Source organism: Stenotrophomonas sp. NRRL B-14846 (assembly GCF_050473585.1).
Taxonomy (GTDB): Bacteria; Pseudomonadota; Gammaproteobacteria; order Xanthomonadales; family Xanthomonadaceae; genus Stenotrophomonas.
Genome location: NZ_JBFLUN010000022.1, coordinates 2,522,268 through 2,540,277, shown reverse-complemented (window position 1 = coordinate 2,540,277; position 18,010 = coordinate 2,522,268). Strand labels below are relative to the sequence as shown.

General features: G+C 68.6%; 14 protein-coding genes. 7 read left to right on the top strand and 7 right to left on the bottom strand.

Annotation, left to right across the window (positions count from 1 at the left end; all coding sequences use genetic code 11):
- Window positions 1–113: 113 nt before the first annotated feature.
- A complete protein-coding gene (locus tag AB1281_RS14020) occupies window positions 114–851 on the bottom strand; it encodes an SIMPL domain-containing protein (RefSeq protein ID WP_075677026.1) in 738 nt (245 codons plus the stop codon).
- A 130-nt stretch (window positions 852–981) separates the two neighbouring features.
- On the opposite strand from AB1281_RS14020, the gene AB1281_RS14015 reads away from it, so the two are divergent.
- From AB1281_RS14015 to tldD, 4 genes are read left to right on the top strand one after another with little or no spacing between them, the layout of a single operon-like run.
- Complete coding sequence (locus AB1281_RS14015) at window positions 982–1,590, top strand: Maf family nucleotide pyrophosphatase (RefSeq protein WP_049447162.1); 609 nt, start codon at window positions 982–984, stop codon at window positions 1,588–1,590.
- Window positions 1,583–3,070 (top strand): ribonuclease G, encoded by a 1,488-nt coding sequence (gene rng, locus AB1281_RS14010; RefSeq protein WP_005418079.1) that lies wholly within the window; start codon window positions 1,583–1,585, stop codon window positions 3,068–3,070. The genes AB1281_RS14015 and rng overlap by 8 nt, the downstream gene beginning before the upstream one ends.
- Before the next feature lie 30 nt (window positions 3,071–3,100).
- On the top strand, window positions 3,101–6,958 hold the full coding sequence (locus tag AB1281_RS14005; RefSeq protein WP_430346196.1) for a YhdP family protein: 3,858 nt from the start codon (window positions 3,101–3,103) through the stop codon (window positions 6,956–6,958).
- Between the two features lie 58 nt (window positions 6,959–7,016).
- On the top strand, window positions 7,017–8,462 hold the full coding sequence (gene tldD / locus AB1281_RS14000; RefSeq protein ID WP_430346195.1) for a metalloprotease TldD: 1,446 nt from the start codon (window positions 7,017–7,019) through the stop codon (window positions 8,460–8,462).
- Window positions 8,463–8,503: 41 nt separating this feature from the next.
- Here tldD and yjgA read toward each other — a convergent pair whose 3' ends face one another.
- Window positions 8,504–9,091, bottom strand: coding sequence for a ribosome biogenesis factor YjgA (gene yjgA / locus AB1281_RS13995; protein WP_014038020.1), 588 nt, complete (start codon window positions 9,089–9,091; stop codon window positions 8,504–8,506).
- 68 nt (window positions 9,092–9,159) lie between these two features.
- Between yjgA and pmbA the strand changes: the two genes are divergently transcribed.
- Together pmbA and AB1281_RS13985 are read left to right on the top strand one after the other, a co-directional pair.
- Window positions 9,160–10,527 carry a metalloprotease PmbA gene (pmbA, locus tag AB1281_RS13990; protein WP_430346194.1) on the top strand — a complete coding sequence of 456 codons (1,368 nt, stop codon included), beginning with the start codon at window positions 9,160–9,162 and terminating at the stop codon, window positions 10,525–10,527.
- 87 nt (window positions 10,528–10,614) lie between these two features.
- Window positions 10,615–10,986, top strand: coding sequence for a DUF4870 domain-containing protein (locus AB1281_RS13985; protein ID WP_014038018.1), 372 nt, complete (start codon window positions 10,615–10,617; stop codon window positions 10,984–10,986).
- 87 nt (window positions 10,987–11,073) lie between these two features.
- Here the strand turns inward: AB1281_RS13985 and AB1281_RS13980 are convergent, their stop codons facing one another.
- The 5 genes from AB1281_RS13980 to AB1281_RS13960 all read right to left on the bottom strand — a co-directional run bounded on the left by AB1281_RS13980 (window position 11,074) and on the right by AB1281_RS13960 (window position 16,321).
- A complete protein-coding gene (locus AB1281_RS13980; protein WP_135968172.1) occupies window positions 11,074–11,952 on the bottom strand; it encodes a polyprenyl synthetase family protein in 879 nt (292 codons plus the stop codon).
- Entirely contained in the window at window positions 11,942–12,202 is a 261-nt protein-coding gene (locus AB1281_RS13975) for an exodeoxyribonuclease VII small subunit (RefSeq protein ID WP_006381978.1), read from the bottom strand. The genes AB1281_RS13980 and AB1281_RS13975 overlap by 11 nt, the downstream gene beginning before the upstream one ends.
- A gap of 36 nt (window positions 12,203–12,238) precedes the next feature.
- Complete coding sequence (gene tilS, locus AB1281_RS13970; RefSeq protein ID WP_430346193.1) at window positions 12,239–13,525, bottom strand: tRNA lysidine(34) synthetase TilS; 1,287 nt, start codon at window positions 13,523–13,525, stop codon at window positions 12,239–12,241.
- A gap of 547 nt (window positions 13,526–14,072) precedes the next feature.
- Window positions 14,073–14,618 (bottom strand): WG repeat-containing protein, encoded by a 546-nt coding sequence (locus AB1281_RS13965; RefSeq protein ID WP_430346192.1) that lies wholly within the window; start codon window positions 14,616–14,618, stop codon window positions 14,073–14,075.
- On the bottom strand, window positions 14,615–16,321 hold the full coding sequence (locus AB1281_RS13960; RefSeq protein ID WP_014038013.1) for an alkaline phosphatase: 1,707 nt from the start codon (window positions 16,319–16,321) through the stop codon (window positions 14,615–14,617). The genes AB1281_RS13965 and AB1281_RS13960 overlap by 4 nt, the downstream gene beginning before the upstream one ends.
- A 154-nt stretch (window positions 16,322–16,475) precedes the next feature.
- Between AB1281_RS13960 and AB1281_RS13955 the strand changes: the two genes are divergently transcribed.
- The gene (locus tag AB1281_RS13955; protein ID WP_046988032.1) at window positions 16,476–17,810 is read left to right on the top strand and encodes a dicarboxylate/amino acid:cation symporter; all 1,335 of its coding nucleotides are present in this window, start codon (window positions 16,476–16,478) and stop codon (window positions 17,808–17,810) included.
- The last annotated feature ends 200 nt before the right edge of the window (window positions 17,811–18,010 follow it).

Genomic DNA, 18,010 nt, shown 5'->3' with positions numbered 1-18,010 from the left:
TGCCTAGAGGCAGGGGCATGATCGTTGGGCTGGCCTTCAGCCAGCGCCGGCAGCGCGCATGAAAAAGGCGGGCCCCCTGCGGGACCCGCCTGTGCAGGCAGTGGCGGACGCGATCAGCGGCCCAGTTCGAACACCACGTCCAGGTTGACCGAGACAGTCGACTCACCCGGTGCGACCGGGGTGGCCTTGTCCATGGCCGCACCGGCCGACATGGTGCGCATCATCTGCATCGGGCGGAAACCGCCGTTGCTGTTCTCGGAGATGCTGACGATGCGGCGCACCTGCAGGCCCAGCGACTTGGCATAGGTCTGGGCACGGGCCTGGGCTTTCTTCAGGGCAGCCAGGCGGGCTTCGTCATAGACCGGTTCCGGCTGGTCGATCTCGAAGCTGGGGCCGTTGATCTGGTTGGCGCCCTGCGCGGCCAGCGCATCGAGCACCTTGCCGAGCTTGGCGATGTCGCGGACCTTCAGGCTGACCGTATTGCTGGCCTGGTAGCCGGTAATCTTCGGTGCTTCATTGTCGGCATAGCGGTACTGCGGGTTGAGGCTGACGCCACTGGTCTGCACGTCGCGTTCGGCGATGCCGGCGGCCTTGATCGCGGCCAGCACCTTGTCCATCTGCTGGGCGTTCTGGCGCATGGCGCTGTTGCCGTCGGCGGCCTGGGTGACCACGCCGGCCGACAGGGTGGCGACGTCCGGCACGCGGGTCGCCTCGGCGTTGGCCGAGATGTTCAGCAGGGTGCCTTCGGCCGCGGCGGCGATCGACGGCGACGACGGAGCGGCATGGGCGGTCATCGAGGTTCCAAGGGCAAGGGACAGGGCAAGCAGCAGCGGGGTGGCGGTCAGGCGCATGGGATCTCCTTGTTGTGGCAGTGAGGGTGGTGTCGTAGCGATGAACGCGCTGTGAGCCTGTTCGGGGTTGTACGCGTTCCGTAACGGGTTGCCGACGATTCAGGTGGCGGCCTCAGGTTATGCTGTGCCGATGCTCTATCTTGCTTCCCGCTCCCCCCGACGCAACCAGCTGCTGGCCCGACTCGGACGCCCTTTCCAGGCCCTTGACCTGGAGGTCGTCGAGCAGCGCGCGGCGACTGAAAGTGCCGAGCAGTACGTGTGCCGGGTCGCTGCCGACAAGGCGCGCGCCGGCCTGGCCCAGGTGCTGGCCGACGACCCGCAGGCGCGCGTGCTCGGTTCGGACACCGAGGTGGTGCTGGAGGGCGAGGTCTTCGGCAAGCCGGCCGATGCCGCCGACGCGCGGGCGATGCTGGCGCGGCTGGCCGGGCGCACCCACCAGGTGATGACCGCGGTGGTGGTGGTCGATGCCACCGGCCTGGACAGCGAGCTGGTCATATCCGAGGTGACCTTCGCCCCGATCGACGCCGCCGACATCGCCGCCTATGTCGCCACCGGCGAGCCGCTGGACAAGGCCGGTGCCTACGCCATCCAGGGCGGGGCCGAACGCTGGATCGAACACCTTTCCGGCAGCTACTCCGGCGTCATGGGGTTGCCGCTGCTGCACACCGATCGTCTGCTGGCGCGCTGCGGCGTGCCGGCCCCCACTGCCGATGCCGCCAGGGAGGCTGCCGATGTCTGAGGAAATCCTGGTCAATGTGACCCCGCGCGAGACCCGGGTCGCGGTGATCGAAAATGGCATGCTGCAGGAACTGCACATCGAGCGCGGTTGGCGCCGTGGCGTGGTCGGCAACATCTACAAGGGCAAGGTACAGCGGGTCATGCCCGGCATGCAGGCCGCCTTCGTCGAAGTCGGCCTGGAGCGCGCCGCGTTCCTGCACGCCAACGACGTGGTGCGCCCGGCACCGGTGGCCAGCGCCGACACCGAGAACACCACCCTGCCGCCGCCGGCCAGCGTGCCGATCGTCGAGCTGCTGCGTGACGGCCAGGACATCGTGGTGCAGGTGGTGAAGGACCCGATCGGCACCAAGGGCGCACGCCTGACCACGCAGATCAGCATTCCCTCGCGCTACATGGTGCTGCTGCCGCAGTCGAAGGTGGTGGGCGTGTCGGCGCGCATCGAGGACGAAACCGAGCGCGCCCGCCTGAAGGCGCTGGTGACTGAGCTGTCGGCGCAGCATGGTGGCTACGGTTACATCGTGCGCACCAACGCCGAAGGCCAGCCGGCCGAGGCCATCGCCGAGGACATCGCCTACCTGTCGCGCGTATGGAACGTGGTCGAACGCCGCGGCCGCGAAGCGCCGTCGTGCAGCATCATCTACGAAGACCTGAGCCTGCCGCTGCGGTCGGTGCGCGACCTGATCCGCAAGGACGTGGACAAGGTGAAGGTGGACTCGAAGGAGACCTTCGGCCAGCTGCAGGCCTTCGTCGCCAAGTACATGCCGGTGCTGGCCGAGAAGCTGGAGCTGTATTCCGGTGACCGCCCGATCTTCGACATGTTCGGCGTGGAGGACGAGATCGGCCGCGCGCTGGACAAGCAGGTGCCGCTGAAATCCGGTGGCTACCTGGTGATCGACCAGACCGAGGCGATGACCACCATCGACGTCAACACCGGTTCGTTCCTCGGCCAGCGCAACCTGGAAGAAACGGTGTTCCGCACCAACCTGGAAGCGGCGCAGGCGGTGGCGCGGCAGCTGCGGCTGCGCAACCTGGGCGGCATCATCATCATCGACTTCATCGACATGGATGATGCAGAGCATCGCCGTCAGGTGCTGCGCACGCTGGAAAAGGCGCTGGCCCGCGACCATGCCAAGACCACGGTCTATGATTTCTCGCCGCTGGGCCTGGTGGAGATGACCCGCAAGCGCACGGTGGAAAGCCTGGAGCGCCAGCTGTCTGAGACCTGCCCGCAGTGCAGTGGCCGCGGCAGCATCAAGACCACCGAGACGGTGACCTACGAGATCTTCCGCGAGATCACCCGTGCCGTGCGCCAGTTCGATGCTGCGCGCCTGCTGGTGATCGCATCGACCAAGGTGGTCGCGCGCATCACCGATGAGGAATCCTCGGCGGTGGCCGAGCTGGAAGAGTTCCTCGGCAAGAGCATCCGCTTCCAGGCGGACGAGCAGTACCTGCAGGAGCAATTCGATGTCGTTCTGCTCTGATCCTCGCCGGCTGCAGGCCGGCGGTGGCCGATGAGCGCGCCGCCGCGCCTGCGACTGCGAAGGATCCGCCGTCATTTCATTGCCGCCTGTGCGGTGGGCCTGGTCGGGCTTGCACTGCTGGTGGGCACGCTCAGCCAGCTGCTGCCGCTGGCCGAGCGTCATCCCGACAAGATTGCTGCCTGGCTGAGTGAGCGTGCCGGCCAGCCGGTGCGTTTCGACCAGTTGCAGACGGCATGGACCCGTCGTGGCCCGCTGCTGCAGCTGAAGGGCCTGCGCATCGGCGCCGGGCAGGGCCTGGCGATCGGCGAGGCCGAGGTGCTGGTATCGATGTACAGCGGGCTGCTGCCCGGGCGCTCGCTGACCGAGCTGCGCCTGCGTGGCCTGGCGCTGGACCTGCAGCAGGGCGAAGACGGACGCTGGACGGTGCGGGGGCTGCCGCAGTCCGACAACGGCGGCGATCCGCTGGATGCATTGCGCCGGCTGGGCGAGCTGCAGGTGATCGGGGGCCGTTTGGGCGTGCACGCGCCGGCCTTGGGCATCGACACCACGCTGCCGCGCATCGACCTGCGCATGCGGGTCAATGGCGATCGCCTGCGCGTGGGTGTACGCGCCTGGGCGCAGGCCGAAGCGCTGCCGCTGACCGCGGTACTGGACGTGGACCGCATGCGCGGCAACGGCCAGGCCTGGCTGGGTGCCGACCCGGTCGATTTCCATGCCTGGTCGCCCTTGCTGGCGGCCGGCGGTGTGCGCCTGCGCGAGGGCAAGGGCGAGCTGAACCTGTGGCTGACCCTGCGTGATTTCGCGCCGGTGGCGCTGACCACCGATTCGGACCTGCGGGACGTGCGTATCGATGGCGCCCCGATGCCGGGCGTGGCGGCCCCCCAGCTGCAGCTGCAACGGGTGCAGGCCCGCCTGCGCTGGCAGCGCCAGGCCGACGGCTGGGCGCTGCTGGTGCCGCGCCTGCGCCTGAAGACCGAAGACGGCGAACAGCAGCTCGATGGCCTGCAGCTGCAGGTCGGCCAGCAGCTGCAGGTGAATGCCGGTGCGGTGCAGGCCGGTACCGCGCTGCGCGGGCTGGCCCTGAGCAATCTCCTTGAGCCGGGGCTGCGGCACTGGCTGTTCCTGTCCAAGCCGCAGTTGGACGTTCGCGAGCTGCAGCTGGCAGGCAAACCCGATGGCCCGTTGTGGGCACAGGGCGAGCTGCAGTCGCTGGGCTTTGCCAGCGTCGGCGATTCCCCGGGCCTGCGCGGCCTGGGCGGGCGTTTCGAAGGCGATGCCGATGGCTTCAGCCTGCAGCTGCTGCCGCAACGCCAGCTGCAGTTCGATTGGCCGACCGGCTTCGGCGTGCGCCATGACCTGCACCTGGCCGGACAGATCGTGGGCTGGCGCGACGAGGGTGGCGGTTGGCGGATCGGAACGCCGGCCATGCGCGTGGAAGGCACCGACTACGCGGCCGACGTGCGTGGCGGGGTCTGGTTCCAGGGCGATGGCACGCGGCCGTGGCTGCAGCTGGCCGCCAAGCTGGACGACGTGCCGATGACGGCGGCCAAGCGTTTCTGGATCCACTCCAAGATGAGCAAGGGCGCCACCGACTGGCTGGACATGGCGCTGGCCGGCGGCCAGGTACGCGGCGGCGTCGGCCTGGTCACCGGTGACCTGGACGACTGGCCGTTCGACAACAACGATGGCCGCTTCGAGGCGACCGGTCACATCACCAATGGCGACATCCGTTTCCAGCACGACTGGCCGCTGATGAGCCAGGTCGATGCCGATATCGCCTTCATCGGTCCTGGCTTCGACATGCGTGGACGGGGCGACCTGGCGGGCGTGGCGGTGCAGAAGTTCGAAGCCGGCATTCCGGACTTCGGCCACCAGCCGCTGTATGTGCGCGCCGATGCGCCGAGCGAGGCCGGCAAGCTGCTGGCGATGCTGCGCCAGAGCCCGCTGCACAAGGACTACGGCGATACGCTGGACAATCTGGTTGCCAGTGGTCCGGCGCATGTGACCTTCGACCTGCTGCAGCCGCTGCACCTGGATGAAGGCGAGGGCCACCTGCAGGGAACGGTCGACCTGACCGGCGTGAAGCTGGTCGACAAGCGCTTCCAGCTGACCTTCGACAACATGCATGGGCAGGCGCGCTACAGCAACGGCGGCTTCGGCGCCGAGGACCTGGCGGTGCGTCACCTCGGCCAGGACGGCCGCCTGAGCCTGCGTGCCGGCGGCTACGTGCACGACAGCACGCGGGCCTTCGAGTCGCAGCTGACGGCCCATCTCGATGCTGGCGTACTGATCGACCGTGCTCCGGAAATGGCCTGGCTCAAGCCTTACATCTCCGGCAATTCGGCGTGGACCATCGCGGTCAACCTGCCCAAGGTGGCCCCGGGCGCGCCGGCGCCGCCGAGCGAGCTGCGGTTGAGTTCGGACCTGGTCGGCACCCGGTTGGACCTGCCGGCGCCGCTGGACAAGCCGGCCTCCGAGCCGCTGGCGACCACGGTGGCCGCGCAGCTGCCGATGGGGGCCGGCCGCATCGATGTGGCCTTCGGCCAGCGCCTGGCCCTGGCCGCACGCAGCCACAACAACCAGACCGGTGTGCAGGTCACCCTGGGCAGCGATCATGTCGACCGAGAGCCGCCGCCGAGCGGACTGTCGGTCAATGGCCGCAGCCCGACCCTGGATGCGCTGGAGTGGATCAGCCTGGCGCGCGGCGGCGGTGACGACGATGCCATGCCACTGCGCGCGGTGGACGTGCAGGTCGGCCAGCTGAAGCTGATCGGCGGTGTGTTCGAGCAGACCCGGCTGCAGCTGCACCCGGGCCCGCAGGCACTGGATGTGCGCCTGGACGGCCCGTCGCTGGCCGGGCGCCTGACCGTCCCCAATGCCGAGGGCGGCACGATCAGTGGCCAGCTTGACCGCGTGCACTGGCAGTCACTGCCGGCGGCACCGGGTGCGCCGGACGCACCGGCGCGGGTACAGGCCGGTGCCAATGACATGGATCCGGCCAAGCTGCCGCCGTTCGCGCTGGACATCGCCGACCTGAAGTTCGGCAAGGTGGTGCTGGGCCAGGCGGTGCTGCGCACGCGCCCGCTGGCCAATGGCCTGAACGTGGACGAGCTGCGCTTCCGTGCGCCGGACCAGGAGATCGACATCAGCGGTCGCTGGCTGGGCCGGACCGGTGGGGCCCGTACCGAACTGACCGCGCAGGTGCGCAGCGAGGACCTGGGCGGGTTGATGCAGAACCTCGATTACGGTGGCCAGCTGCGTGGCGGTTCCGGCCAGGCGCAGCTGCAGGCCTCGTGGAGCGGTGGTCCGTCGGACTTCCAGCTGGGCAACCTGCAGGGCAGCCTCGACCTGCACGCGCGCAATGGCCAGCTGCTGGAGCTGGACCCGGGCGCCGGCCGCGTGCTGGGCCTGCTCAGCGTCGCGCAGCTGCCGCGGCGGCTGATGTTCGATTTCCGCGACTTCTTCTCCAAGGGCTTCGCGTTCAACCAGATCGACGGCAGCATGCAGTTCGGCCAGGGCATGGCGCGCACCGACAAGGTGCTGATCGAAGGCCCGGCGGCCAACATCACCATCCGTGGCCAGGCCGACCTGCGCAACCAGCAGTTCGACCAGACCATCGACGTCAACCCGCGCGCGGGCAACCTGCTGACCGTGGTCGGTGCGGTGGCCGGTGGCCCGGTGGGCGCCGCGCTGGGTGCGGCCACCAATGCGGTATTGTCCAAGCCGCTGGGCGAGATTGGCGCCCGTACCTACAAGGTGACCGGTCCATGGAAGGAGCCGAAGGTGGAAGTGATCGAGCGCAGCCGCGACAAGACCCCATCACCGCCGGTGCCGGCACCTGCACCGGCCATTCCGCCGACCGTCACCGACCTGCCGCGCTCGCGCTGAGCGCGGTTCCCTGTTCACGGGGCTTGCCTGAGCGCCCCCGCACCCCCAGATCGAGACCATGACTGATATCGCCCTGACGCTTGCCCAAGACCGCCTGCTGCGCCCCGGCGGCCTGGATACCGCTGGCCTGGAGCGCACCTTCGGCCAGCTGCTCGGCCCCGGTGTCGACTTCGGCGACCTTTATTTCCAGCACGCCCGCCGCGAGAGCTGGAGCGTGGAAGACGGCATCGTCAAGGACGGCGCCCATTCCATCGAGCAGGGCGTGGGCGTGCGGGCGATTTCCGGCGAGAAGACCGGCTTCGCCTACTCCGATGACATCCATGCCGACGCGCTGCTGGCGGCGGCGCAGTCGGCGCGCGCGATCTCACGCGAGGGCGGTGCCCAGTCCGGGCGATCGCTGCTGCGCGGCAATGCGCGCGCGCTGTACCCGGCGCTGGACCCGATCGACGGCATCGGCAACGAGGCCAAGGTCGAGGTGCTCAAGCGCCTGGATGGCTACCTGCGTGCCGCCGACCCGCGCGTGAAGCAGGTGATGGTCAGCCTGTCCGGTGGCGTCGACACGGTGCTGATCGCCCGCAGCGACGGCGTGCTGGCGGCCGACGTGCGCCCGCTGGTGCGACTGAACGTGCAGGTGATCGTCGAACACAACGGCCGTCGCGAGTCCGGCTATGCCGGTGGCGGTGGCCGCTATGGCTACGAAGACCTGTTTGCCAGCGGCCGCCCCGAATCCCTCGCCCAGGAAGCGCTGCGCCAGGCGCTGGTGAACCTGGAAGCGGTGCCGGCGCCGGCCGGCATGATGCCGGTGGTGCTCGGCCCGGGCTGGCCGGGCGTGCTGCTGCACGAAGCGGTCGGCCACGGCCTGGAAGGCGACTTCAACCGCAAGGGCACCAGCGTCTACGCCGGCCGCATTGGCGAGCGTGTGGCGGCACCGGGGGTGACCATCGTCGACGACGGCACGCTCGATGGTCGCCGCGGTTCGTTGAACATCGACGACGAAGGCCACCCGAGCCAGTGCACCACGCTGATCGAGGACGGCATCCTGGTCGGCTACATGCAGGACAGCCTCAATGCGCGGCTGATGGGCATGGCGCCGACCGGCAACGGGCGCCGCGAATCCTTCGCGCACCTGACCATGCCGCGCATGACCAATACCTACATGCGCGCCGGCCAGCATGACCCGCAGGAGATGATCCGCTCGGTGAAGAAGGGCCTGTACGCGGTCAACTTCGGCGGCGGGCAGGTCGACATCACCAGCGGCAAGTACGTGTTCTCGGCCACCGAGGCCTACCTGATCGAGGATGGCCGCATCACCACGCCGGTGAAGGGCGCGACCCTGATCGGCAACGGCCCGGAAACCATGCAGAAGGTGCGCATGGTCGGCAACGACCTGGCCCTGGACGAGGGCGTGGGCATCTGCGGCAAGGACGGGCAGAGTGTGCCCGTGGGTGTCGGCCAGCCCTCGCTGTTGATCGAGGGCATCACCGTCGGCGGTACCCAGGCCTGAGCATGGCGATGGCCGCGGCCACCGCCCTGGCCGGCGCGGACTCAGTCCTCGTCGGCCTCGTCGACCGGATCGCCGGCGTGTTCGTCGCCCGCCGTCTTCAGGCCCAGCGCCGCCGGCAGCATCAGCGTACGCAGCACCTGGAAGATCTCGCGGTAGGCGCGCGGCGGCTTGTTCTTCGCCTTCTCGGTCTGCGCGTTGCGCAGCAGGGTGCGCAGCTGCTGGCGGTCGGCCTGCGGGTAGTCGTCGAGCAGGGCGGCCAGCGCCTTGTCACCCTCGGCCAGCAGGCGATCGCGCCAGTCTTCCACGCGGTGCATCATCGCCACTTCGCGGCGGCCGGTTTCGCTGTTGGCGTCCAGCGCATCGCGGATCGCGTCCAGCGTGGCGTCTTCCTCGCGGCGCATGTGCTTGGCCAGGAACGCCAGCTGGCGCTTGTGGGCGATATGGGCAGTGATGCGCTTGCACTCGGCGATGTGCGGCAGCAGGTCTTCCGGAATCGGCAGGCGCGCCAGCTGGGCCGGGGTCAGCGACACCAGCTTCTCGCCCAGGGCCAGCACGTCGAGTGCGTCGCGCCGGTTCTGGCTGCGGCTCTTGTCGTGGAATTCACCGGTTTCTTCGTCGCGTCCGCGCATCGTCCCTACCTGATCTCAAAAAAAGTCGCCCGGCGTGATGCCGGGCCCAACCCGTACAGGATAAAGCATTGAACGTGATCGCCCCTGAAGTGGCTGTCGGCGACGACAGCCCGGCCCGGCTGGAACGGCTGGCCGACCTTTCCCAGCAGCTGCTCGACCGCGCCCGCGCGCTGGGCGCCAGCCAGGCCGAGGTCAGCTGCAGCGAGGACCGCGGCCTGGAGGTCAATGTCCGCCTCGGTGAGGTCGAGACCGTGCAGTCCACGCGTGACCGCGGCATCGCCGTGACCGTCTATTTCGGCCAGCGCAAGGGCAGTGCCAGCACCGGTGACCTGAACGAGGCCAGCCTGGCCGCTACGGTCGAGCAGGCCTGCGCGATTGCCCGGCATACCGAGGATGACCCGGCCGCCGGCCTGGCCGAGGCCGCACTGATGGCCACCGACTTCCCGGAGCTGGACGGTTGGCACCCGTGGGCGCTGCAGGCCGATGAGGCGGTGGACCTGGCCCTGGCCTGCGAAGCGGCCGGCCGCGAGGCCGATGCGCAGATCCGCAATTCCGACGGCGCCTCGGTGTCGAGCATGCAGAGCCTGTCGGTGTATGCCAACTCGCATGGCTTCTTCGGTCGTGAGCGCGGCACCCACCATTCGGTCGGCTGCGCGCTGATCGCCGGGCAGGGCGACGGCATGCAGCGCGACGGCTGGTACACCAGCGCGCTGGCCCGGGAGGACCTGGAAGACGTGGGCCTGGTCGGCCGTCGTGCCGCCGAGCGCACCGTGGCCCGCCTTCAGCCGCGTTCGCTGGCCACCGGCAGCATGCCGGTGCTGTTCGCCCCGGAAGTGGCACGCAGCCTGGTCGGCCACCTGCTGTCGGCGGTGTCCGGCGGCGCCTTGTACCGCCAGGCCAGCTTCCTGCTGGACAGCGTCGGCCAGCGCCTGTTCCCGGAATGGATGCAGATCGACGAACTGCCGCACCTGCGCCGCGGCCTGCGCTCGGCCGCGTTCGACGGCGATGGCGTGGCCACCCGTACTTCGGCGCTGGTCCGTGACGGCGTGCTGCAGCGCTACGTGCTGGGCAGCTATTCGGCGCGCAAGCTGGGCCTGCAGACCACCGCCAATGCCGGCGGCGTGCACAACCTGCAGCTGGCGGCCAATGCCGGCCCGCTGGAGGAGATCGCCCGGCAGATGGGCGACGGCCTGCTGGTGACCGAGCTGATGGGGCAGGGCGTGAACGGGGTGACCGGCGATTACTCGCGGGGCGCGGGCGGCTTCCGTGTCGAGAACGGCGAGATCCTGTACCCGGTGGATGGCATCACCATCGCCGGCAACCTGCGCGAGATGTTCAGCAGCATCGAGGCGGTCGGCAGCGACGTCGACCCGCGCTCGCACATCCGGACCGGTTCGATCCTGCTGGGGCGGATGACCATCGCCGGTAATGATTGATGGCATTGATGGCGTAAGCTATGCCCGCCTGACGCAACCAGCTTGGTGCTGGTGGGTCAAGACCACCCAATGAAAAGGAGTTTTGTCGTGAGTGAATTCGATAACGTCCCGCCGCCGCCGGCCACCACCGAGGCTCCGGCCGACCAGCGCACCATGGCGCTGGCTGCGCACCTGCTGGGCATCTTCACCTGGTTCATCGGTCCGCTGATCATCTGGCTGATCAACAAGGATGATGCCAGCAAGGCTTTCGTGACCGACCAGGCCAAGGAAGCGCTGAACTTCCAGATCACCATCACCATCGCGATGCTGATCTGCATCGTGCTGACCATCGTGATCATCGGCGGCATCCTGGCCCCGATCGTCGGCATCCTGAACCTGGTGTTCTGCATCATTGCCGCAGTCAAGGCCAACAACGGCGAAGCCTACCGCTACCCGTTCGCGCTGCGCCTGGTCAAGTAAGACCGGCCACATGCGGATACGAAAACGCCCGGCAATGCCGGGCGTTTTTGTTGGATGGCAGGGCCGGGCCCTGTCCGGCGGGTGGATTCAATGATCGCGTTCCACCGCCAGCGTCGCCAGTGCGCGCAGCGCATCGGCCTCTTCGCCATAGCCGGCCAATGTGGCCTGCATGCGTGCAGCCAGTTCGCGCAGCTGCGCCTTCGCACCGTCCATGCCGAGCAGCGCGGGGAAGGTGCTCTTGTCCTGGGCCTGGTCCTTGCCGGCGGTCTTGCCCAGCTGTTCGGAACTGGCTTCGACATCGAGGATGTCGTCGCGCACCTGGAAGGCCAGGCCGAGCGCGTCGGCAAAGCCGTCCAGCTGGGCCAGCTGCGGTTCGTGGGCCTGGCCACACAGCGCTCCCATGCGCACCGCTGCACGGATCAGCGCGCCGGTCTTCAGTGCATGCATGCGGGTCAGTGCCGCCAGGGTCTGCTGCTGGCCGGTGGCATCGATGTCCAGCGCCTGGCCGCCGCACATGCCGGAGGCGCCGGACGCGTGGGCCAGGGTCTGCAGGCAGGCCACGCGCAGCGTGGCCGGCAGCGGCGCATCGGCCAGCAGGCCGAAGGCACGGGTCTGCAGGGCGTCGCCGGCCAGGATCGCGGTGGCTTCGTCGAAGGCAATGTGGGTGGTCGGCTTGCCGCGTCGCAGGGCGTCATCGTCCATCGCCGGCAAGTCGTCATGCACCAGCGAATAGGCGTGGATGAGCTCGACAGCCATCGCCGCCGCATCCAGGTTTTCAGGCTGTGCGCCGAACAGGTGGCCACTGGCGTACACCAGCAGCGGGCGCATGCGCTTGCCGCCGCCCAGCACGGAATAGCGCATGGCCTGGTGCAGGCCCTGCGGTGCTTCGGCAGGCGAGGGCAGGGCAGCGTCGAGCTGGCTTTCGATACGGTCGCGCCAGCGCGCGAACAGAACCTCAGCCGTCATGGCTGGGCGGATCGAAAGGCTCGGCCGTTTCCGGCTGGGCCGGATCGCTGAGCAGGCGTACACGCAGTTCTGCCTGCTCCAGCGCCTGCTGGCACTGGCGGTACAGACCGACGCCACGTTCGTAAGCACTGAGCGACGCTTCCAGGCTCAGCTCGCCGGTTTCCATCTGCTCCACCAGCTGCTCCAGCGATTCGAGCGACTGCTCGAACTGGGCGACCGGGGAGGCGTTTTCGGGGGACTTCTTGGCCATGCGGCAAGTGTGGACGGGCTGCGCGCGGGGGTCAATTCACCAGCCGCCGGGACGCCACTGCAGCTGCGCGTCGTGGGCCTGCAACCAGGCCTGCAGGGGAGCTGCGATGACCACGTCGGCGGCGGCCAGCAGCTGTGGTCCATCGAAGACCAGCGGCAGCTGGGCGCGTCGCCAGGGGGCGAGGTGTTCGCGTTGCAGGCAGTCCTTCAGCGCATGCGAATGCTGGCGACCGGGCAGCAGGATGCGTTCGCCGCCCACACGCGCACGCACCTGGAGCGTGCGTTCGAAGGCCACGGCGCCCTGCAGGCGCAGCTGACCGCCATCGGGCAGCGCCAATGGCGCGCGTCCATCCCATCCGGCCTGCCAATCATGGGGAAGCGCCGGCAGCTGCGCGGGCAGGAGATAGGCATGATCGCGCCATTGCTGGATCGCATGATCGTGCCAGCGTACCCGCGCCTGGCGATCGTTGCCGGCCGGCAGCAGCTCGTCCAGTGCCTGCTGCAGCACGGTGGCCGGCAGTGGCGCGGCCCCATGGCCGATCACCCAGGCACGGAGCACGCGCGCCGCGCGGCCCGGTGACACCTGGCGCAGCAGCTGCAGCGACAGCACGCGCGGTGCCACCTCCAGGTGCGCGATCAGCTCGGCGTCTTCCTCGTCCAGCAGCTCGCGGGTCTGCCGGCAATGCAGGGCGCTGCCCGCCAATGCCGCGGCGGCATGCGGCCAGCGCTGGCGCAGCAACGGCAGCACCTGCAGGCGCAGGAAGTTGCGATCGGCGTGATCGTCGGCGTTGCTGGGGTCTTCGATCCAGCGCAGCGCGTGCTGGCGTGCGTAGTCGAGCAGTGCACTGCGTGGCACCGCCAGCAGCGGTCGCCACAAACAGTGTTCGCCTACGCGGCTGTCTGTGGACATCGCGGCAAGACCATCGACGCCGGAGCCACGCAGGGCACGCAGCAGGAAGGTCTCGGCCTGGTCGTCCAGGTGCTGAGCCAGTGCCAGTGTTTCGCCGTCGCGCAGTTCATCTGCGAATGCGGCGCGTCGCGCCTGCCGTGCCGCGCCTTCGAGGCCCAGGCCCAATGTGTGGTCGACCTGCACGCGATGCACGGCCAGTTCGATGCCCAGTGCCGCGCATTGCTGCTGGCAGTGCAGCACCCAGTCGTCCGCATCGGGGTGCAGGCCGTGGTGCACGTGTACCGCGCGCAGCGCAGTGCCAGAGGCCAGGGCACAGCGCCACAGCCAGTGCAGCAGCACGGTCGAGTCGACACCGCCGCTGTAGCCCACCAGCAGTGGCGCATCCAGCGGAACAAGGGCAGGGAAGGCAGTCACAGCGGCAAGTATAGGGTTGCTCGGCAGGGCTGCGCCCTGCACCCGCAGACGCGCAAGCAACGGCAACGGCCGAAGCAACAGCAGAAGCGGGCTTCCTGAGGGTAGGCGGGGTGGGTCCGGTTGCGGGGGGCGCTGCAAGTACATCCATGTAAGCTCGGTCGCCGCATCCATGCGGCTCACGCCCCCGCAACCGGACCCACCCCGCCTTCGACAGTTTCCTGCGAGCTGTCCGGCATGTTGATGGGGTCAGATCCGTTTTCCGCAGGAAAACGGATCTGACCCCGGATTCAATTCGATATCTGACAGATTCGATCCACGCAAAGCGTGGATGGTCCAACCGTCACCGGAAATCTGTCGGGGGTGGGGCGGTGTGGGTGGGCAGGACCGTTGGCGCCATGGATGGCGCCATCGAGCCCCCAGGGACGGGTTTACGGCGTGTCCTGCCCACCCACACCGCCTCGCCCAACCAGCGGAAATCCAGAGCCGCTTTGGCTGTTGCTGTTGCTCTGGCTTGTAGCAGGTGCAGGGCGCAGCCCTGCCGAAAAACCTACTTCACCCGACGGCCCGAGCGGTCGATCCGGAACCGCTCTCCGCCTTCCATCGGCGTGTGGCCATCGGCATCCGGCGTGCCGCGCCGGCAGCCGTTGCAGACCTCGGCCACGCCATCCCGGAACGGCCAGCCGAAATCGAAGGTGCCGGGCACCACCTGGCGGAACTTCAGGTCGAAGTAGCCGACGCGGTGGCCGACGCGAGCGCGCAGCAGGCCTTCCTGCGGCGTCTCCGGGCCGTTGTCCCAGGTCAGCACCGGCAGGCTGCGGCCCTTGCGGTCGACGTAGTGGAAGCCCTGGTCGGCATACACCACGGCCAGGCCGTGGTCGTCGTAGTTCAGGTCCTTCAACGTGTCGGCGCTGATCTTCGGCCGGTGATCGACCACCTCGCAGTTGGGCAGCGGCCACAACCCGTGTTCGTCGGTCAGCAGCTTGCAGGCCGGTGCCTGCGCCAGCGCGCTGGAACTGGCCAGCGCACCGAGCAGGGCCAGCGACCGTGCGAAACGGCCGCGGGCGGGGGCAGGGCGGGCCTGCCGCACGATCACTTGGCCTCGGCCTTGCGCTCGAAGGCCGTGGGTGCCGGCAGCTGCACCGGCACGCCCTTGTCATCGCAGGTGCCGGCCTGGCACAGGCGCTCGCGCAGCGCCGGGGTGGCCTGTACGATCATGTGGTAGATCGCGTTCTGTTCCAGCGTGCCGCGGATCGCCTTGCTGCCCGGGCCGCGCGCCCAGATGCCGACGTCTTCACCGCCGTGCGATTCGGCCTTCATCGGCACCAGCGCTTCCTGCATGTAGTCCGGATGCTCGGTGTCGACCTCGCGCAGGTTCGGGCGGCCATTGGCCGGTTCGAAGCTGCTCGGGTTGTGCGGGTAGCGCTTGGCGCCGGCCGGCTGCTGGTTGCTGGCGCCGGTGTGTCCCGGGCCATTGGCGTAGGTCAGGGTGGTGTACGGCTGGCCGCTGCCGTCCAGTGCATAGTCCAGCTTGCCGGCGCCGTCTTCGCCGCCCTTGTCCTTCACCTTGCCCAGGATCGGGTTGCCGCGTGCCGGGTAGCCGACGAAGTTCAGGGTGTGCGAGTGGTCGGCGGTGACGATGATCAGGGTGTCGTCGGCCGAGGTCAGCTCGTTGGCCACGCGCACCGCGTCGGACAGCGCCACGGTCTCGGTCAGGGCACGGTAGGCGTTGCCGCTGTGGTTGGCATGGTCGATGCGCGCGCCTTCGATCATCAGCACGTAGCCTTCCTGGTGCTTGGCCAGATTCTTGATCGCTGCCGCCGTCAGTTCGGCCAGGCTCGGCTCACCGCCCGGATCCTGCGGGCGCTCGTACTCGTAGCGCATGTGATCCGGCTCGAACAGGCCAAGGATGGCCGGCGCGTTGGCGGCGGCGGCCAGCTGCTTGCTGTTCCACACGTAGGCACCCTGCGGGTGCGCCTGCTGCCATTCCTGCACCAGGCTGCGGCCATCCAGGCGCTGGCCGACCTTGTCGTCGTATTCCGGGTCGCGTTCTTCCACGGTGGTGAATTCACCGCGACCGCCGCCGAGGGCGACCAGCGGGCCACGGCCATAGCGCGAGGTCGACAGCAGCTGCTGGGCGATGTCCTTGCAGCCGGCCGCCTTGGCGGCTTCAGTCAGGTCGGTATCGTTTTCCCAGTTGCGCTCGGGCGAGTGCGCATAGGTGGCGGCCGGGGTGGCATGGGTCAGGCGTGCGGTGGACACCACGCCGGTGGCCAGGCCGGCGCTGTCGGCCAGCTGCAGCCAGGTCAGCAGGCCCTTGGACAGGCTGTCGGCGCAGTCGGTGCGGCTGCCGGCGCTGACGCCGATCGCGCCCATGTGGGTCTTCACGCCGGTGGTGATGGCGGTCATGGTGCCGGCCGAATCCGGGGTCTGCGAATCGGTGTTGTAGGTCTTGCTGAACGCCGTGGCCGGGAAGCGCTCCCAGGACAGCAGGTTCTCTTCACCCGAGCCGCCCTTCTGCTGGCCTTCGTAGATGCGCGAGGCCGCCACGGTGGTCAGGCTCATGCCGTCGCCGAGGAACAGGATGACGTTCTTGGCCTTGCCGGACATCGCACCGTTGGCGGCGGCCTGGGCAGCGCCGCTGCGGTACCACCACTGCGGGGTCTCGCCGGCCGGATGGGCGACGGGATCGACGGCGACCTTCAGGCCGGCCGGGGCGGACGCGGGGGCGGTGCTGGCGCAGGCGCCCAGCAGCAGGGTGGTGGCGCAGGCGGCCAACAGGGAGACGGAACGGCGCATGGACGCTGGGATCTCACAAACTGTAACGGGACGTTCATTATGCCCGCCCCTGCAAGGCACGCCGATGACACACTGATTTGCCGGCCGGGCGGTCGTTCTGCGGGCCGCCTTGGGCTATCGTGCCAGCATCCCTTCCTTCCCCTCTGGATTGCCTATGAAGCTGGTCTCTGCCTGGCTGCGGATTCCATTCTGGCAGCGCGTGGTCGGCGGCTTCGTGCTCGGCGCGCTGGCCGGCTGGGCGCTTGGCCCGGCCGCGGAAACGTGGTTTGGCCCGCTCGGTGAACTGTACGTCACCCTGATCAAGATGATCGCGGTGCCGCTGGTGTTCTTCGCGGTCATCAACGCGATCTCGTCGCTGCACGGACAGAAGTCGGTCGCCGCGCTCAGTGGCCGCACCTTCCTGTGGTTCGTGATCACCGCTGCGTTGGCGGTGTGCGTCGGCCTGGGCGTGGGTACCGTGCTGCAGCCCGGCGCCGGCGGCCTGCAGCTGTCGATGGCCAGCAACTACGTGCCGCGTGAAGTGCCCAGCGTGGTGCAGGTGCTGCTGGACGTGGTGCCGGCCAATGTCTTCTACGCGCTGTCCGGCATCGGCACCAAGGTCAATGCGGCCGGTGAAACCGTGCTGGCTGCCGGTCGCGGCTCGATCCTGCCGGTGATCTTCTTTGCCGGCCTGGTGGGCTTTGCCATCGTCAAGCTGGGCGAGAAGGTGACCGAGGCGCGCAAGCTGGTCGGCCAGATGAGCGACATCATGATCCAGGTGACCCGCTTCGTGCTGGAAGTCACCCCGATCGGTACCTTCGGCCTGATCGCTGGCCTGGTCGGCAGCTACGGCTTCGAGAAGCTGCTGCCGCTGGGGCATTTCGTGCTGGCGCTGTACGTGGCCTGCGCCCTGCACATCGTGGTGGTCTACAGCGCACTGCTGCTGGCGCACGGACTGAACCCGCTGAAGTTCTTCCGTGGCGCGGCGCCGGGCATGCAGGTCGCCTTCGTCAGCTCGTCCAGCTTCGCCGCGATGCCGGTGGCGCTGCGTTCGATCACCCACAACCTGGGCGTGAACAAGGACTACGGTTCGTTCGCGGTGCCGCTGGGCGCCAGCATCAAGATGGATGGCTGCGGTGCGATCTATCCGGCGCTGTGCGCAGTGTTCATCGCGCAGTACAGCGGTGTGCCGCTGACCCCGGAGCAGTACGTGGTGGTGCTGATCGCGTCGGTGCTGGGCAGCTTCGGTACGGCCGGCGTGCCGGGTACCGCGGTGATCATGGCCACGGTGGTGCTGAGCGCAGCCAACCTGCCGCTGGAGACCATCGGCTACCTGTATGCCATCGACCGCATCCTGGACATGATGCGCACGATGACCAATGTGACCGGCCAGATGCTGGTGCCGGTGATCGTGGCCAAGGAAACCGGGCTGCTCGACCAGGCGGTGTATGACAATCCGTCCAGCAATGTGGGTGTGGACGATCCTGATCCGACTCCGCCACGCGGCTGAGGTTGCGTGGAGATGAAAGGCCCGCCCTGACCGGCGGGCCTTTTGTTTGGGAGATGGCCGACGCGGTACCGGCCGAGGCGGGCACCTGGTAGATCCACGCCATGCGTGGATGAAGGCGGTGCCGACCAAGGTCGGCCGCTACCGGCAGGCACCCGTCCGATTGGAGGACCCGACCCAGGCGGAGCCACAGTAGATCCACG

Excerpts from the sequence above, each read along its gene's own strand:
- tldD (WP_430346195.1), top strand. The coding sequence starts at position 7,017 with ATGACTGATATCGCCCTGACGCTTGCCCAAGACCGCCTGCTGCGCCCC.
- yjgA (WP_014038020.1), bottom strand. The coding sequence starts at position 9,091 with ATGCGCGGACGCGACGAAGAAACCGGTGAATTCCACGACAAGAGCCGC.
- AB1281_RS13975 (WP_006381978.1), bottom strand. The coding sequence starts at position 12,202 with ATGGCCAAGAAGTCCCCCGAAAACGCCTCCCCGGTCGCCCAGTTCGAG.
- rng (WP_005418079.1), top strand. The coding sequence starts at position 1,583 with ATGTCTGAGGAAATCCTGGTCAATGTGACCCCGCGCGAGACCCGGGTC.
- AB1281_RS14015 (WP_049447162.1), top strand. The coding sequence starts at position 982 with ATGCTCTATCTTGCTTCCCGCTCCCCCCGACGCAACCAGCTGCTGGCC.
- AB1281_RS14005 (WP_430346196.1), top strand. The coding sequence starts at position 3,101 with ATGAGCGCGCCGCCGCGCCTGCGACTGCGAAGGATCCGCCGTCATTTC.
- AB1281_RS13980 (WP_135968172.1), bottom strand. The coding sequence starts at position 11,952 with ATGACGGCTGAGGTTCTGTTCGCGCGCTGGCGCGACCGTATCGAAAGC.
- AB1281_RS13960 (WP_014038013.1), bottom strand. The coding sequence starts at position 16,321 with ATGCGCCGTTCCGTCTCCCTGTTGGCCGCCTGCGCCACCACCCTGCTG.
- AB1281_RS13955 (WP_046988032.1), top strand. The coding sequence starts at position 16,476 with ATGAAGCTGGTCTCTGCCTGGCTGCGGATTCCATTCTGGCAGCGCGTG.
- AB1281_RS14020 (WP_075677026.1), bottom strand. The coding sequence starts at position 851 with ATGCGCCTGACCGCCACCCCGCTGCTGCTTGCCCTGTCCCTTGCCCTT.